General features: G+C 57.2%; 11 protein-coding genes and 2 tRNA genes. 5 read left to right on the forward strand and 8 right to left on the reverse strand.

Annotation, left to right across the window (positions count from 1 at the left end):
- Positions 1-122: 122 nt before the first annotated feature.
- A complete protein-coding gene (locus tag K8R57_01810) occupies positions 123-2,051 on the reverse strand; it encodes a PBP1A family penicillin-binding protein (GenBank protein MCE9587033.1) in 1,929 nt (642 codons plus the stop codon).
- A 94-nt stretch (positions 2,052-2,145) separates the two neighbouring features.
- On the opposite strand from K8R57_01810, the gene trmD reads away from it, so the two are divergent.
- Positions 2,146-2,814 carry a tRNA (guanosine(37)-N1)-methyltransferase TrmD gene (trmD, locus tag K8R57_01815; protein ID MCE9587034.1) on the forward strand — a complete coding sequence of 223 codons (669 nt, stop codon included), beginning with the start codon at positions 2,146-2,148 and terminating at the stop codon, positions 2,812-2,814.
- A gap of 76 nt (positions 2,815-2,890) precedes the next feature.
- Here the strand turns inward: trmD and budA are convergent, their stop codons facing one another.
- The 3 genes from budA to K8R57_01830 form a co-directional block, all read right to left on the reverse strand.
- Positions 2,891-3,601, reverse strand: coding sequence for an acetolactate decarboxylase (budA, locus tag K8R57_01820; protein ID MCE9587035.1), 711 nt, complete (start codon positions 3,599-3,601; stop codon positions 2,891-2,893).
- Positions 3,602-3,735: 134 nt separating this feature from the next.
- Positions 3,736-4,215: a hypothetical protein gene (locus tag K8R57_01825; GenBank protein MCE9587036.1), complete on the reverse strand. Its 480-nt coding sequence runs from the start codon at positions 4,213-4,215 to the stop codon at positions 3,736-3,738.
- 999 nt (positions 4,216-5,214) lie between these two features.
- A tRNA-Pro gene (locus K8R57_01830) sits at positions 5,215-5,288 on the reverse strand.
- 652 nt (positions 5,289-5,940) lie between these two features.
- Between K8R57_01830 and argC the strand changes: the two genes are divergently transcribed.
- The 3 genes from argC (at position 5,941) to argB (ending at position 9,179) form a co-directional block, all read left to right on the forward strand.
- Complete coding sequence (gene argC, locus K8R57_01835; GenBank protein MCE9587037.1) at positions 5,941-6,999, forward strand: N-acetyl-gamma-glutamyl-phosphate reductase; 1,059 nt, start codon at positions 5,941-5,943, stop codon at positions 6,997-6,999.
- Positions 7,000-7,060: 61 nt separating this feature from the next.
- On the forward strand, positions 7,061-8,290 hold the full coding sequence (argJ, locus tag K8R57_01840) for a bifunctional glutamate N-acetyltransferase/amino-acid acetyltransferase ArgJ (GenBank protein MCE9587038.1): 1,230 nt from the start codon (positions 7,061-7,063) through the stop codon (positions 8,288-8,290).
- Between the two features lie 7 nt (positions 8,291-8,297).
- Positions 8,298-9,179, forward strand: a complete 882-nt coding sequence (argB, locus tag K8R57_01845) for an acetylglutamate kinase (GenBank protein ID MCE9587039.1) — start codon at positions 8,298-8,300, stop codon at positions 9,177-9,179.
- A gap of 392 nt (positions 9,180-9,571) precedes the next feature.
- On the opposite strand, the gene gyrB is transcribed toward argB, so the two are convergent.
- On the reverse strand, positions 9,572-12,151 hold the full coding sequence (gene gyrB / locus K8R57_01850; GenBank protein MCE9587040.1) for a DNA topoisomerase (ATP-hydrolyzing) subunit B: 2,580 nt from the start codon (positions 12,149-12,151) through the stop codon (positions 9,572-9,574).
- A gap of 340 nt (positions 12,152-12,491) precedes the next feature.
- Between gyrB and K8R57_01855 the strand changes: the two genes are divergently transcribed.
- Positions 12,492-13,889 (forward strand): NAD(P)/FAD-dependent oxidoreductase, encoded by a 1,398-nt coding sequence (locus K8R57_01855; protein MCE9587041.1) that lies wholly within the window; start codon positions 12,492-12,494, stop codon positions 13,887-13,889.
- Between the two features lie 341 nt (positions 13,890-14,230).
- Here K8R57_01855 and K8R57_01860 read toward each other — a convergent pair whose 3' ends face one another.
- The 3 genes from K8R57_01860 to K8R57_01870 all read right to left on the reverse strand — a co-directional run bounded on the left by K8R57_01860 (position 14,231) and on the right by K8R57_01870 (position 16,138).
- Complete coding sequence (locus K8R57_01860; protein ID MCE9587042.1) at positions 14,231-14,860, reverse strand: tetratricopeptide repeat protein; 630 nt, start codon at positions 14,858-14,860, stop codon at positions 14,231-14,233.
- Between the two features lie 144 nt (positions 14,861-15,004).
- Positions 15,005-15,970 (reverse strand): cysteine synthase A, encoded by a 966-nt coding sequence (cysK, locus tag K8R57_01865; protein ID MCE9587043.1) that lies wholly within the window; start codon positions 15,968-15,970, stop codon positions 15,005-15,007.
- An 83-nt stretch (positions 15,971-16,053) separates the two neighbouring features.
- Positions 16,054-16,138, reverse strand: a tRNA-Leu gene (locus K8R57_01870).
- Between the last annotated feature and the right edge of the window lie 106 nt (positions 16,139-16,244).

Consider the following 16,244-nt stretch of genomic DNA (forward strand, 5'->3'; position numbering starts at 1 on the left):
ATCTTTAAAAGGGAAAGAACTCGTTGATACGGAGTCTCAAAAAAACCAAGAAATGGGTTTTTTGAGGCTAGCGGTCCCCTCCCATCCCCCCCATTCCCCATAGCCTATTCCCGATCCCCTATCTACAGCAGCGGCCCCGCCGCGAAGTGATCAGACGCAGGCGACTGCATCACGTCCACCCAGATCGGGAGGGCCAGTTCGGCGCCGTAGCCCCCATGCATGATGGTCTTGGGATGGTCGAAGCCTACCCAGACGCCGCAGGTGAGTCCTTGGGTATATCCCAGGAACCAGGCATCCACGAAGTGGTCGGTCGTCCCGGTCTTCCCGGCAGCCGGCTTGCGGAGTCCGAGTTCAGCCGACTTGGCCGCCGTGCCCCGCGTCATGACCTCGGTTAGGATTCCTGTGGTGGTTCTCGTCGCCGTGGGGTCAAGCACGGAGATCCGTCCATGGGTTGCGCGATAAAGAACGGTCCCCTCGGAGTCGGTGACTTGTTCGATCAGGTGCGGTTGGAGTTTTTTCCCCCCGGTGGCGAGCGCCGTGTAGGCCGTGGTGAGATTCCTAAGCGTAGATTCGAAGCTGCCGAGGCAGATCGAAGGATAGTGAGGCACATGCTCGGCCAGGCCGAGTCGCTCCATGGTGGAGGCGATGTCTGCCAGCCCCGTCTTCATGCCGACACGGACACTCATGGTATTCCGGGACCGCACAAGTCCTTCCCTGGCCGGCAGATCGTTACCGAAGGTTCCGTCGCTGTTTTGAGGATTATAAGTTGCGGAGCGGGAAGGGAGGTCGGCGGCAGTGAGGCGGGCGTCACTCACAGGTGTCTCCGGCGTGATGATTCCCCTGCGGAAGGCCTCCTCGTAGACAAAGGGCTTGGCCGAGGAACCGATCTGACGCATGGCGACCAAGGCCCTGTTGTACTTGCTCTTTACAAAATCACGCCCTCCCACGATCGCCGTGATGCCACCGTTGGCATTATCGATGGCAAGGAGTGCTCCCTGGAGCGGCTCCAGCGGCTCTTCTGCTTTGGTTCCCTTGGCGACATGATGCTGCTGACGGTAGTCGGGGCGCTGTTCGACTTCCATGAGGCGCTTAGCGACAGCGGTCTCGGCGGACTGCTGGAGTCCGGCATCGATTGTTGTGTCGATACGCAGACCTCCGGAGTCGATCCTGTCCAGGGGCACCACCTGCTCCAGTTCATGGAGGATCGCATCGACGGCCCAGCTGTTCATGGGGTTAACGAGCCTTTGCTGGGCGGGGTTTATCGGTTCAGCCTCCGCCTTCTCAAGCTGGGCATGGGTAATGAAGCCCAGATCTTCCATCCGTCCCAGAACGACATTCCGCTGTCCCAGAGACGCATCGATATTGTTGAGCGGCGAGAACCTGTTCGGACTGCGGATGAGTCCTGCTAGTAGCGCCCCCTCGGAGAGATCCATGTCGGCGGCTGGTTTTCCGAAGTAGGCCAGGCTGGCGGCCTCGACCCCGTAGAGACCCGAGCCGAAGTAGATGCGATTCATGTAGAGCTCTAGGATCTTCTCCTTGCTCATTTCCATCTCGATGCGGAAGGCCATGGCGGCTTCCAGGAACTTTCGGTTGAAGGTCTTCCCTCCCAGGGGGAAGCTGTTGCGTGCGAGTTGCTGGGTGATCGTGCTGGCCCCCTGCTTCATTCCTCCGAAGAGCAGGTTCCGCACGGCGGCACGGGCGATGCCGACCGGGTCGATGCCGTGATGCTCGTAGAAGCGCGAGTCCTCGCGGCTTATCAGCGCATTGACGAAATATGGGGAGACCTTTTCGTAGGGCACGACAATCCTGTTTTCCCCGATGGTCCTGCTGTAGAAGATTCCGGTGCGATCGTAGATCGACGAACGCTGCGGCATCTGACCGATGGTCGAGATGTCGAAGGTCAGGGCCCAGAGATAGTAAACCAGCCCGATCAGCATCCAGAAAAGCAGTGCCGCGAAGCCCAGCTTGATCAGCGTGATTAGGAACGAGCGCTTCCGTCTGGGCTGCTTTTTTTTGCCTCGATTGGTAGGTGTCTTGGATCGTCTGTTCACTGTTCAGTTGAGGATCAGAAAAGACTATCCGGTTATGGAGCTTGATGACGAGTCGCTGTTCATCGGACGATCCCATGGTAATGATCTTCCCATGATTGAGATTCAGATACTGACCCCCATCCCTGCCATCGCGGAAGGCGTTCTTGGAGAGAGCATCCTTGGTCGCGCCCAGGAAGCGGGCCTTGTGAAGCTGGAGGCTGTGGACCTGCGGCGCTGGACCCACGACCGTCATCGCACGGTCGATGACTCTCCCTATGGCGGAGGCCCGGGCATGGTCATGAAGATCGAGCCGATCGCCGAAGCCCTCTCCGAGCTTCGCAGGCCCGAGACCAAGGTAGTCTTCCTCACTCCACAGGGTAGAACTCTGACCCAGCCGATCGTTCGCGAGTATGCCAAGGCGGAGCATCTGATTCTTCTCTGCGGTCATTATGAAGGAGTCGATCAGCGCGTAGCCGATCACCTGGTCGACGACGAGATCTCGATCGGAGACTATATCCTTACCAATGGTGTGCTCGGGGCGCTTGTCCTCACCGATGCGATCGTGCGCCTTATCCCCGGCGTCCTGGGAGACGACCAATCAGCGGTCACCGAATCCTTTGAGACCGGTCTACTCGATCATCCTCACTACACGCGTCCCGTTGAGTTTAACGAGTGGAAGGTTCCGCCCATACTCCTCTCCGGCAATCACGGCGCGATCGCAACATGGCGTGCGGAACAGGCTCTGGAGGCTACTAAGAAACGCCGGCCTGATTTGCTCGGGTAAGAGTAAGAGTAAGAGTACAGAAGGGAGAGAGCCAGACTCCAGCTAGCGGGATTCGATTCAGACCCTCTATCTCTCCCTACTGTTCGGCTCTTTTCAGAGCCTCGGCGTCATGTTCTGAAAAGTCGGCCTTACGGAAAGCCGGGTCATCGGGAAGCTTCATTTGGAAGGTTCGGTGACATGACCACAATGCTTTTCCCCGGAGGAGACTGCAACCCAGGACATGTCCACCCTTGGTCCTGTCATCACTGATGAAGTGAAAGTGGTATCCGGGAACATTGATGCCCTTAATATAGGGTGGGGAACGGAAACCGAGAAGCGTTCCCGGGATGTTACGGAACTTGAAAACAGCTTCCGAGCGGACCACCTCGACGAGCGGTCTGTAGGGAGGATGCTGTCGGGAAATACTGCGAACCCGCATAGAGGAAAAGATCCCGTCGATCCGGATTGACCAGAAGAAGTTCTTCGAACCGAGATGCCTCTCCAGCCATCCCTGCATTGTTCTTAGAGAGGTGAGCTTGTTAACCGCGGCATGATGGGTTGGATTGAAGAATGCGACCGTTGCAAACGATGTCTTTTCCTTGTCCGGAATGACATGTACCAAGCCGTCCCCCGTGATCTGATAGAAGATTCCATCCAAAGCGAGCATCTCACCGTCGAGATGATTCACCGTGCCGATTCCAAAGTCGCCATAGCGCCTCACCTCGCCGAAGGTGGCGGGACCATCATAGATGCCCTGAAGGATGGCATCGATCGTGGAGAACTGGGATACGATTTCCGACGACTGCATGAATGAGATACTGACGCCAATGGCTCCCATTCCAAGAAGAGAGGTGCGTTGATTGGCCCAAAAAAACCCATCCCCGCCCATTGCTGGAAGGAGATGGGTCTTCTTTGAGAAAGACTTCGAATGGGTACCGCTTGTTACTTAACCTTGACCCAAGTATCGACGAACTTGCCTGGAACCGTCGCAATGAGTGTATCGCCCTTGAACTCGTAAGTAGGTGCCTCAAAGGGTGGCTGGAATTTAATGGATCCTCCCTCACGCATCACTTTCACGCTCTTCGTGTAGCCCGATAAGGCAACAGTTTTTCCTGTAAGAGGGTCGTTGGCGGCTGAAAGGAGTGTTTCCGTATATGTGGAGCCTGAAAGCTTGTATCTCGAAATGATTGAGAGCGATGCGCTCGCTGCGGTGACGTTCTGATACATCACATTGAGGTTTTTATATCCACCGGGAGTAAGGTTGATCATGCCGGCAAGATTCGGAGCCTTGACGACCTTTCCATCCGGTGTCTTGTGCGAAACGAGCTTGTAGTTGCCGTCGATGCCGGTGCTCTCTGCGGCGCTAAGGGAGAGGGTGATTCCGAAGAGTCCCGTTGCAAGGGTGAGGAGGAATGTTTTCATGGGGTGTTTGGCTTGTGGTGAGGGGATAGGTACTACAACCGAAATCTAGCCCCCCTCACAATCCAATCAACCCTAAACAGCACATTCAACCTCATAGCGATTCCCTATCGACCTGCCTAACCCAGCTACCCAGCTACCCCGGCATTCTTCTGCAAGCTCTTCAGAGGGAAGGAGTATTTCGAGAAAAAAACTCTCTTAAAAAACCGAGACTCGGGCTGGTAATTCTTTAGGGTCTTATCTTTTATCGCCTAAGAGTCTCTTGAAGAGACTGATGATTTCGTACTCAGGCTTGTCGAATGCAACTGGATCAGGAGCATTCATTCGGGTAGCTTTCTGGAAAGCCTTGTGGAGAGTCGAGTGTTGGGAATTAACAACTTGATGATCACCATCGTTGATCGTGACGACCCACGGCATGGAGCTCGTTCTATTTAGACCAACGTAACGCCTGTGCTCAACATATGCCTCACCTCTCCTGAGATGTTTCCTTGCTTCTACTAGAAATCTGACAACTCGGGCATTGCTTGGAACTGCGGATGCAATGCTTTCGCTAATAATAACAAAAGTCGGACTCCCTTCCTCTTGAAGATATTCGTGTTTCAACGGCGATGTCATTGACATGACGGTCTTAGAAAGATGTGACATCTTGATTGTCGATATATCTAGATTGAGCCTTCGCAGATCCAGCGAATGAGGTGAGTCCTGCAACTGAGGGAAGAGCGAGGAGGGGGTTTTTCATTAAGTTGGTTTTTTTGGCGAATATGCCCACGCAGGCACAAAAAAACCCCGTGAGCGACAGCTCGACGGGGAGGGTTCTGATGACAGACCTCGGAAAGATGTAATTGCACGCTACTCCTTACTGCCGTGGTGCATAGAAGAATCTGCAACCCCAGCCACTAGTAGCGATTTCTTGGCGACTTGACCTAAACAGCTACCCCGCCATTCCCTTCTTGGCTGTGGGCACCTCTTCAGAACGATGGAGTCCGCTGAAAAAACCGAGACTCGGGCTGGCGGGATTCGAACCCACGACCTCTTGAACCCCATTCAAGCGCACTACCAAGCTGTGCTACAGCCCGTTCTCGAGCGGGGAAGCATCGGGTTTCTGGCGACATCCTGCAAGATCGTTTTGCTGCGACCCGAATGAATGTTCTCCCGCTGCCGTAACGCAGGCCCAAGTCCCAAGGGCCGAGGCCGGGCAAGCAAACGCTGAGGCGCAGAGATTGAAATTTTACCACGAAGAAGACAGCCAAGGACTTGCAAAGAAACTGAGTAGGGAAGCCGAGTGTCGAAAGTCGAGCGTCGAGGGCTTGGCATGGAAGCAGGATCAGCGATCCTATGCTCATGAATGCCTGACGGTTCAGCTCATCAAGCGAGCTTGAGAGAGTGAGCCTCCAGGCATTCCAGCTCCGATACTCGGAGCCCCATGCCATTTTCTTATCTCCTCCCCCCTTGGAGGGCTCTTGGTTCCCACTTCGTGGTAAAACTTCCCCTTCTGTTTCTTTTTCCTGAGTTGGCTAGCCCGGCCGTTGCTTCGCAGCCGTTACGGCTGAGTTCCATATTAAAAACTCTCCTCCGCGTTTGCCTCGCGATCTCCCGATCGTCTCGCCCTACCGGGATGCTCTGCATGCTACAACGCTGTACCCACAGCTCGTTGTTCAGCGGGATCATGCATTGATACTCTGATTCCGACTTTGCTCCCGCCATTGGATTCACTAGGGTATTTCGATCATGAGTTCCATTTCTGCCAAGACTGACCCGGCTCTGCTGAAGGTTGCGATCGTCGGTGCCAGTGGCTATTCCGGCGAGGAGCTCTGCGCTCTGCTGGACCGGCATCCATCCGCTGAGGTCACGGCAATATTTTCGCGGCAGTACGCCGGCAAATCGCTCGGAGAGGTGATGCCCAGGTTCACAGGCCTTAAGATCGCATCACTGCTCTTCACCGAGGCCGATCCAGCCAATGTTGCCGCCTGTGATGCCGGTGTGGTCTTCCTAGCCCTGCCCCATGGCGTTGCGGCTGAGTATGCCACTGCGGCGCTGAAGGCTGGTAAGGTAGTAATCGATCTGAGTGCGGACTTCAGGCTCCAGGATGCCGAGGTCTATGCCGACTATTATGGTGGTGAACATCCCGCGCCGGAGCTTCTTGAACAGGCTACCTACGCGATCCCCGAACTCTCACGGGAGGCGATCAAATCTTCTCCCCTCATTGCCTGTGCTGGGTGCTATCCGACCAGCATTCAGCTCCCGCTCATCCCCCTTCTCAAGGCGGGTCTGCTGAATTCCGAGGGGATCGTAGCCTCCAGCGCGAGCGGCGTCAGTGGAGCCGGGCGGAAGGCGGCTGTCGATTATCTCTATGCCGAGTGCAATGAGAGCATGCGGGCCTATGGCTTGCCGAGGCACCGGCATATCTCTGAGGTGGAGCAGCAACTCTCCCATGCGGCAGGTCACAAGGTGGTGATCACCTTCATCCCTCATCTTGCGCCGATGAACCGGGGTATCCACACCACGATCGTGGCGACTCTTGCGGCTGGAAGAACAGCCGCCGATCTCAAGAAGGCACTCCTTGCCGCCTATGCCGAGGAGCCCTTTGTCCGGATCCGGGAAACCCCACCCGACACCAAGCATGTCTCGGGAACGAACTTCTGCGACATCGCGGTCTACGACGAGCCGCGGACCGGTCGGGTCGTGATCCTCTCCGCGATCGACAATCTGGTGAAGGGAGCGGCCGGCCAGGCCGTGCAGTGCTTCAACGTGAGGGCAGGTCTTCCTGAGACCGCTGGGCTCCTCTAGTAAAGCCCTCGACGCTCGACTGTTTGCACCCTTCACTTTCCCACTTTCCTACTTTTTAACTATGTCTTCGTCCCTAAAACGCATTGTCGGTGGCGTCAACGCTGCCAAAGGATTCCTCTCAGGTACCACCTCCTGTGGCATCAAGCGCACCGGCCCCCTGCGAAGTGACCTAAGTATCGTGGCTTCGGAGCTTCCCGCCACGGCTGCCGGCGTCTTTACCACCAACCTCGTGAAGGCTGCGCCAGTCCTGCTCTCCAGGAGGCATCTAGAGTCAGGAAAGGCACGTGCAGTACTCCTTAACAGCGGCAACGCCAACGCCTGTACGGGCGCTCCCGGTCTCCGAGCTGCCGAGCAGACCGCCAACTCCACGGCAGTGGCTCTTGGTCTCCATGCCGACGAGGTGCTGATCTGCTCCACTGGGAGAATCGGTGTCCAGCTTCCCCTCTCCAAAATACTCCCCGCGATCCGCGAGGCAGCCGATGCGCTAAAATCATCACCCTCTGCCGCCACGGCAGCCGCCAAGTCGATCATGACGAGCGACAGCGTGCCGAAGCAGTCTGCTTATGAGGTGAAGGTCGGAGGCAAGTCGTTCCGCATTGGTGGGATGGCGAAGGGAGCAGGAATGATTTCTCCGAACATGGCGACCATGCTCTGCGTGATCACGACGGATGCATTGGTGCCAGCGGCCTTCCTGCGCAAGATTCTCGGCGAGGTGACCTCCAGAACGTTCAACTGTATCACCGTGGATGGGGACTGCAGTACTAACGACACGGTCCTGACGCTTGCCAATGGTGCTTCGAAGGTTGCGATCCGCACAACTGCGGAGAAGAAAGCCTTTGCCGAGGCCCTGCAGGCGGTCTGCGCGGATCTGGCGCGTGCCATCGTGGCGGACGGGGAGGGGACTTCTCGCGTGATCGAACTCACCGTCAAGGGTGCGAAGTCTGAGTCTGACGCTCATAAGATCGGACGAGCCATCGCGAATTCCCAGCTTGTGAAATGCGCCTGGGCCGGAAGCGATCCGAACTGGGGCCGGATCATCGATGCGGCCGGCTATGCTGGGGCTCCCCTTGATCCCGACAAGGTGGAGATCGCCTATGACGGAATCCTCGCCGCTAAGAACGGTATGGCATGCCAGGACGCAAAGGGTGAAGCCAGACTCCGTAAGGTGGCTGCGAAAAAGGAATTTGCCGTCATGATCGATCTCCATCTCGGTAAGGGTGAGGCACGCCTACTCACCACGGATCTCACTGAGGAATATGTTCGGCTGAACCTCTCGGAGTTCTCACTATAAATCTTTCATGGCATCCCAGATTACTTCCCGTCAACGTGCCGAGACACTCGTCGAGGCGCTCCCCTACCTGCAGAAATTTCGTGGCAGCATCTTCCTGATCAAATACGGGGGAAGCACTATGGAGGCGGAAGAACAGGTGGAACGCTTCCTGATCGATATTGCCTTCCTGGATGCCGTGGGCATCCACGTCGTGCTGGTCCACGGAGGAGGTAAGGCTATCAATGCCCGTATGAAGGAGCAGGGACTTACTCCCCAATTCGTCGATGGCCTCCGTGTCACCGATGAAGCTACCGTAGAGATTGTACGCTCCGTGCTTGATGACGAGGTCAATCCCGGGATCGTGAATCAGCTGGGGGCTCTCGGGGTGAAAGCTGTCGGGATATCCGGTCGGAAGGTATTCATCGCCAGTAAACTGCCTCCTTTCACCGGGTCTGATAACAAAGAGGTCGACTTGGGATTCGTGGGAGAGGCCGAGCAGGTTAATCCCGATGCTGTCTTAGCGGCGCTTGCGGCCGGCGCGGTGCCTGTCATTTCACCACTCGGCGCCCTGCCAAGCGGCGAGCCGATCAACATCAATGCCGATGTCTCCGCGGCCGCCCTAGCCGCCGCCCTGCCGGCCAGCAAACTGATCTTCCTGAGCGATGTGCCAGGACTGCTGCTGGATCCCCACGATCCTGAATCACTCATTCACGGTCTCACTGCGGCTCAGACCGAGGAACTGATCGACCGTGGTGTGATCGCCGGGGGGATGATTCCCAAGGTGCGCTCCGCTACCAAGGCCCTGGCAAACGGGCTGGGAAAAGTCCACCTGCTCGGGGCTGGAGTGAATCATGCCGTTCTTCTGGAGACGTTTTCGGAGGAAGGTATAGGCACGGAAATTAACCCCTAATTACAAGGGCTTGGGATATCAGCGGATAGCTGCGTTGCTGTTCGCTCGCGGTAGGACTACTACCGCTTCGCTCGCACGCCTTGCTCTCCATCCGATCTTCCAAGCCTTGGGGATAAAGCAAGGCGTGAACCTGATTTCTCGGCTTTGAAAGTTGAAACCTGCGACTGGCGGGAGCAGGTAGAAATGCCGAAGGCAGCCCAGAGCTAACGTGATGGGCGATCGGCATGGGCACACCCAAGTTCAATGGTCAGCAATGCAGCAGCCATGCGACGTGTACCTTTTCCGAGAGGCTTGGAAGTTTGGATGCAGGGCAAGGCGTGCGAGGGCAGGCGTAGTAGGCCTACGCCAACCGAGCAGCAACACCGCCCTGCGGCAAAATCCCGAGCATCCTCTTAGACGTCCAGGTTGCGGACGTTCAGCGCATTGTCCTCGATGAATATCCTGCGCGGCTCAACCACATCACCCATGAGGATGTCGAACATGCGTCCGGCCTCGAGGGCGTTGTCGTCGTTGAGCTCTACCTTGAGGAAACGGCGGCGCTCGGGATTCATGGCGGTCTCGTAGAGTTCCTTGGCATTCATTTCGCCAAGACCCTTGAATCGTTTGACCTGGACGCCGCGGCGGCCGACTTCCTTCACCATTTCGAGGATACGTGGGATGGCGAAGATCTCATGGGTGGTTTCTCCGTCGATGAGGTGGAAGAGTGGTGTCTTGCTATCAGCGTAGTGCTCGATCTTGAAGCCTTTCTTATTAAGTTCTCCCATGAGCTTCTCGATGCTCTTGGACTGATGGATCTCGACGAGACGGGCGCGTCGGCGGCGGGGGTTCTTGTCAGCCTTGGCGACCTTTTCTACGACGGCTCCGGTGCCACTCTCGCCGTTCTCCCCTTCGGAAGTTTCGGCATCGAAGAGGTTGAGATCGATGTTCTTTGCTGTGAAGTCGCGGAGATCCGTCTCGTTGTGGAAATACTCGACGGTCTCCTCGTTGCCGGCGCGAATGACAACCAGGTAGGAGGGGAGGACTCCCTCGGCCGAGCGGGCGTGGAGGTAGGCCTCGAAATCACCACCCAGACGGCGAACGGCCTCGCTCGATTTCTCGAGCCTGTCGAGAAGCTCCAGGATCTCCTTGAACGGGGCTGCTGCGATCTCCTTCTTGTCAGGTAGGGAGACGAGCTTCAGCTCCTCGGCTCCGAGAGAGATCAGGATGCGGTTGAGCTGAACGTCGTCGTCGACATACTCCTCGCGCTTCTTTCTCTTGATCTGGTAGAGCGGTGGCTGGGCGATGTAGATGTGACCACGGCGGATGAGCTGCGGCATCTGGTTGTAGAAGAAGGTAAGGAGCAGGGTCCTGATGTGGGATCCATCGACGTCGGCATCTGTCATGATGACGATGCGTCCATAGCGGAGCTTCTCGATGTTGAAGGCGCCTTCTTGATCACCATCACCGATGCCCGTGCCGATCGCGGTGATCATGGTCTGGATCTCGGTGTTCTGGAGGACCTTATCGAGACGGGCCTTCTGCACATTGATAAGCTTGCCTCGGATCGGGAGGATAGCCTGGAAGCGGCGGTCGCGGCCCTGCTTGGCGGACCCGCCTGCGGAGTCACCCTCGACGATGTAGAGCTCGGTGAGAGAGGGATCGCGCTCGGAGCAGTCGGCCAGTTTGCCGGGTAGTCCACCGCCGGTGAGGGCGCTCTTACGGACGGTCTCTCGGGCCTTGCGGGCAGCCTCGCGGGCGCGGGCTGCGGTGAGGGCCTTCTCGATGACTTTCTTGGCGACCGGGGGATTCTGATCGAAGTGATCCATGAGCCCCTCGTAGATGGAGGAATTCACGACGCCCTCTACCTCGGTGTTGACCAGCTTGACCTTGGTCTGGGACTCGAAGCGGGGGTTTGGAAGCTTGACGCTCAGGACAGCGGTGAGTCCCTCGCGCACATCGTCACCTGAGAGGGCGGGGTCCTTCTCCTTGAGGATATTGTTGGCCTTGGCGTACTGGTTGATCGCGCGGGTGAGGGCGGTCCTCATGCCGGTCAGGTGGGTACCTCCGTCGGGATTCGGGATGGAATTCGCGAAGCAGAGAATCTGATCGGTGTAGGAGTCGTTATACTGAAGGACGGCGTCGACAAAGATCTCGTCGCGCTGGCGGGAGATGACGATCGGCTTCGGGTGGAGGATCTGGCGAGTCTCGCCAAGCTGACGCACAAACTCCACGATGCCGTGCTTGTAGAGGAAGGTTTCGTGGCGGGGACGATGCTCCTCGTCGTCGCGCTCGTCGGTGAGGACGATCTCGATGCCCGGGTTCAGGAAGGCAAGCTCGCGGAGACGGCCGGACAGGCGCTCGAACTTGAAGGTGGTAGTGATCGTGAAGATCTCGGGATCGGGCAGGAAGGTGACGAAGGTGCCGGTCTGCTTCTTGTTCTTCAGTTCGCTGAGGACAGTGAGCGGCTGGGTGGTCTTACCCTGGGCGAAGGCCATGAAGTGGACCTTCCCCTCGCGCATGACCTCGACCTTGAACCAAGTGGAGAGGGCGTTGACGCACTTCGCACCGACGCCGTGGAGACCGCCCGAGTACTTGTAGGCTCCCTGGCCGAACTTGCCGCCGGCGTGGAGATTGGTCATGACGAGTTCAAGGGTCGGGATCTTGAACTTGGGATGGATCTCTACCGGAATACCGCGGCCATTGTCACGAATGGAGACCGATCCGTCGGAGTGAATGGAGACCTCGACACGAGTGCAGTAGCCGGCCAGATGCTCGTCGATCGAGTTATCGAGAACCTCGAAGACGCAGTGGTGGAGTCCACGCTCATCGGGATCGCCAATGTACATGCCGGGGCGCTTACGGACGGCTTCGAGTCCCTCCAGCTTGTCGATCTGGGCGGCTCCGTATTCCTCGCCGCCGGCGGTATCCTGCTTCTCTGGAATATCGGAGTCGTCGAGGGGGATGATGGGTTCTGCGGGTTCTTTTTTAGCCATGGGAGAGTATCGGAATGCCCGGAAGAAGGGCGGTTTTGTGGTTCCCAGAAGGGTAGGGACGCGAGAGGGGGGTGGGCAACGCTTTTTTGGCCCCGTACACACGATCTGGATGTCTCATCGCAGTACGAGCACCATATCTGGGGGTCAGAGATAAAATATGGAACTCAGGAACTCAGGAAAAATGAAAGGATCAGGGATTGATTCGTAGAGCGCAGTTATTTGAGCGACTAGTGCAGTTTCCAGAAATGGTGATTTTATTACATTGTCAGAATTGCTTAAGAATCTTGGGTTCCTGATTTCCTGAGTTCCACATTCAAGATTTCAGCCTCAGAGTGAAAGCATGAGGGAATATGATTTTGTGGTGATCGGCGGTGGGAGTGGAGGTTATGCGGCCGCTAGGACGGCGGTGTCTCTGGGGCTCTCCACGGCGGTGATCGAGGGGGGAGAGGAGGTTGGAGGGCTTTGCATTCTCCGGGGGTGCATGCCGAGCAAGACCCTGATCGAGTCAGGCAACCGCTACCGTGAACTGCGTCATGCAGCGGAGTTCGGCCTGAGTGCCGAGAAGATCGGATTCGACGCAGAGGAGATCATCGCTCGTAAGCAGCGTCTGATTACCGAGTTTGCCGATTACAGGAAGGAGCAGCTGGAGGGGGGGAAGTTTGATTTCATCCGTGGCCGTGCCGAATTTCTTAATCCTCACTCACTCCGCGTTATCCTTCATGGGGGAGGGGAGAGGATTATCAATCTGAAAAGCGGCTGCATCGCCACTGGCTCCGTCATCAATCGACCGCAGATCCCTGGAATTGAGCTCTGCCTTATCAGTGATGATCTGCTGGAGATGACAAAGATACCTGCCTCGGCAGTCGTGCTCGGGGGCGGACCGGTGGCTCTCGAGATGGCTCACTACCTGGAGTCGCTTGGCACCAAGGTGACGATCTTGCAGCGCAACACGCAGCTCCTGACCGGCGGCGACCGGGATGTGGCTGATGCCTTGGCTGAGGCGTTTCGCAAGCGAGGGATGGAGGTGCTCTGCGGTACCCGACTGCTTGGGATCGAGCAATCGGGTGATGATATCGTCATTCATTTTGAACATGGGGATAAGAAGCAGCAGGTGAAAGCCGACATTGTGCTGAATGCTCTGGGCCGCCGTCCAAATCTCGCCGGCCTTGGTCTTGATAAGGCCGGTGTGGCGCTCGAGGGGCCTGCTATCTGCACCGACCTCGAGCAACGCACCACGGCGCGTCATCTCTTTGCCGCCGGTGACTGCTGCGGCCCTTATGAGGTGGTCCATATTGCCATCACGCAGGGGGAGACGGCCGCTAAGAACGCTACCGCGCTCCTGAAGGGAGGATCCCCCGTGGTGATGGATTACCGTCTGAAGCTCTTTGCCGCCTTCACGGAGCCCCAGATGGCCTCATGTGGGATGACGGAGCAGGAAGCCATGGAGTCGGGCCACTCCGTGGTAACAGCCAGTTATCCCTTTGCCGATCATGGCAAATCGATCGTGAAGGGTGAGACGGACGGTTTTGTTAAACTGATCGCTGATGCCAGGGATGGGAAGATCCTCGGTGGCGCGGTCGTCGGGCCCGAGGCCTCGGAACTTATCCATGAGATCGTCGTTGCCATGGCCTTCCATTCCACGGCAGGCCAATTTGCCCTAGTACCCCACTACCACCCGACCCTAAGCGAAATCTGGACCTATCCGGCGGAAGAGATTGCCGATAGCCTGCAGGCCTGAGGCAATCTCGTAGAACCAAGCGGCTGGGAAGCCGCGCGGTAGACTCTCAGAGAGAGCCGCGGAGCGGGAGCACAGCTTCTCGGGAGAGAAGTGCGATCAACCAAGCGGCTGGGAAGCCGCGCGGTAGAGCCCGCGAAGCGGGACCCGGAAGGGCGGCACTGCCCGCTGGGAGGCGGGTGCCGTAAAATTGGAGAGGGCTTTGAAGTCCAATTAGGGGGGACAAAAGAGAAGGCCGCCTTCCCATAGGGAGAGCGGCCTTTCATGAGAAGTTTTTTAGGGTGACGTAACGGTTCACTCACACGAGCGGCCTGCGTTGCCTCCGCATCAGATTCAGTAGTGTATCAGTTCGCCTGTGGTTGGCGGGGGCCGGCCCCTGCTGCCTGTGCCGAGGCAGAGTAGGGATACTGGCTGGCAAGGGCCTGAATCGCGCGCTTAGCCTCCTCCATCTTGCCCTGCTGAGCCAGAAGACGGGCCTGGGAAAAGAGGGCGAATGGTGCTCCATAAGACTGCGGGAATCCGGATGAAGCCTGCTGATAGGAGTTCAGCGCAACGTCTGTTTTTCCGGCAATGCGGGCATTGGATGCGCGACCGATAAGGGATGAAACGGCCAGTGGATTCTTGGGATAGGTCTCCGCAAAACGGGAGTAGAGGGCGTCCGATTCCTCCAGCTTACCAGCATCTCGAAGCGAGGCTGCAAGTAGAAGCATGGCATCAGCCGAAGCGGGGGTCTTGGGATATTTAGAAATCACCTCATTGAGGGCCGTGTCGTTGGTAGCTCCAGAAAGTAAGTTCTCAGAGGCTTCTTCGGATGACCTGTTGGAGACGATCACGCCGAGTGTGATCACCAAGATCACTACAAGAGCGCCGATCCCGCCGAGTAGAGTGCCGCGGTGCTTCAGCCAGAGTAATTCAACTCCGGAAGGAGGTGCGATTTCCTGATCGGCTTCGGGTGGTGTAAAGATGGAGGACATGGAAGAAAGGATGAATTATGAATTATGAAAGTGGGGAAATGAAAACCTCAAATCATCCGCAAGAGCAGAAAGAGCGAGGTGATTTCTCAAGGATGATGCAGGAGAAATTTTCATACTTCTGCATTCACCCTGCATCATTTCGGCCTAGCCTCCGACCTGGGCGCGGGCTTCCTCGGCGAGTGCGGTGCTGAGGTAGCGCTCTCCTGTCGAGCAGGCGATGGTGACGATCAGCTTGCCAGCATTCTCGGGACGCTTGGCGAGCTCGATTGCGGCATGGACATTCGCCCCCGAGCTGATGCCGGCGAGGATACCCTCTTCCTTGGCGAGTCGGCGGGCCATGGCGAAGGCCTCGTCATTGGTGACAGTGAGCACCTCGTCCACGATCTCGAGATGGAGGTTGCCCGGTACGAATCCGGCGCCGGTCCCTTGGATCTTGTGCGGACCAGGTTTCACGGGTTCGCCGGCCTTTGTCTGAGTGATGACGGGAGAGTCCTTGGGCTCGACGGCGACAGCCTGGAAGCTTGGCTTGCGGGCCTTCAAGGCCTCCGCGACGCCGGTGATGGTGCCGCCAGTGCCAACGGCTGAAACAAGGATATCCACCTTGCCGTCGGTATCTTCCCAGATTTCCTCTGCGGTTGTCTTGGCGTGAATGGCTGGGTTAGCGGCGTTGTTGAACTGCTGCGGCATCCAGGAGTTCGGAGTCTCTGAGAGGATCTGCTCCGCGCGGGCGATAGCGCCCTTCATCCCTTCGGAACCCGGGGTGAGAACAAGCTGGGCTCCCAGCATTGCAAGCAGGGTCCGACGTTCGACGCTCATCGTCTCGGGCATGGTGAGGATCAGCTTGTAGCCCTTGGCTGCTGCCACAAAGGCGAGTGCGATACCGGTGTTGCCGCTGGTCGGCTCGACAATCGTGGTTCCTTCCTTGAGGAGTCCCTTGGCTTCGGCATCGGCAATCATGGCCGCACCGATACGATCCTTAACGCTACCGAGAGGATTGAAGAACTCACACTTCACGGCGATCGTGGCCGGGAGGTCCTTGGTGATGCGGTTGAGGCGCACAAGAGGAGTGTGGCCGATCGTGTCGATGATGGAGTTGTGCATATGTCCCATGGGGTTGGATGTGTTGAATGACTACTATGTTGGTCGCTGAATCATTCCAAGATATTATTCTCGAGTGAAGAGTTCGATGAAGATGGTGCTCGGAGAGGGGGTCGAACCCACACACCTTTCGGTACTAGATCCTAAATCTAGCGCGTCTGCCAATTCCGCCATCCGAGCGTCTCTCCAACGTGAATGATTTCGTGATTTCCTACAAGACCCGAAGTTGAACCGCGGGATTTCAAGCCGCCTCCACAATGACTTTGGTACTTCTAGCAAAGCTTGG

This window comes from Verrucomicrobiota bacterium (genome assembly GCA_021413925.1).
GTDB lineage: Bacteria > Verrucomicrobiota > Verrucomicrobiia > Chthoniobacterales > UBA6821 > UBA6821.

Bases quoted from the DNA above. Each gene is read 5' to 3' on its own strand.
- argC (MCE9587037.1), top strand. From the start codon at position 5,941: ATGAGTTCCATTTCTGCCAAGACTGACCCGGCTCTGCTGAAGGTTGCG.
- K8R57_01860 (MCE9587042.1), bottom strand. From the start codon at position 14,860: ATGTCCTCCATCTTTACACCACCCGAAGCCGATCAGGAAATCGCACCT.
- gyrB (MCE9587040.1), bottom strand. From the start codon at position 12,151: ATGGCTAAAAAAGAACCCGCAGAACCCATCATCCCCCTCGACGACTCC.
- argJ (MCE9587038.1), top strand. From the start codon at position 7,061: ATGTCTTCGTCCCTAAAACGCATTGTCGGTGGCGTCAACGCTGCCAAA.
- budA (MCE9587035.1), bottom strand. From the start codon at position 3,601: ATGCAGTCGTCGGAAATCGTATCCCAGTTCTCCACGATCGATGCCATC.
- argB (MCE9587039.1), top strand. From the start codon at position 8,298: ATGGCATCCCAGATTACTTCCCGTCAACGTGCCGAGACACTCGTCGAG.
- K8R57_01825 (MCE9587036.1), bottom strand. From the start codon at position 4,215: ATGAAAACATTCCTCCTCACCCTTGCAACGGGACTCTTCGGAATCACC.
- K8R57_01855 (MCE9587041.1), top strand. From the start codon at position 12,492: ATGAGGGAATATGATTTTGTGGTGATCGGCGGTGGGAGTGGAGGTTAT.
- cysK (MCE9587043.1), bottom strand. From the start codon at position 15,970: ATGGGACATATGCACAACTCCATCATCGACACGATCGGCCACACTCCT.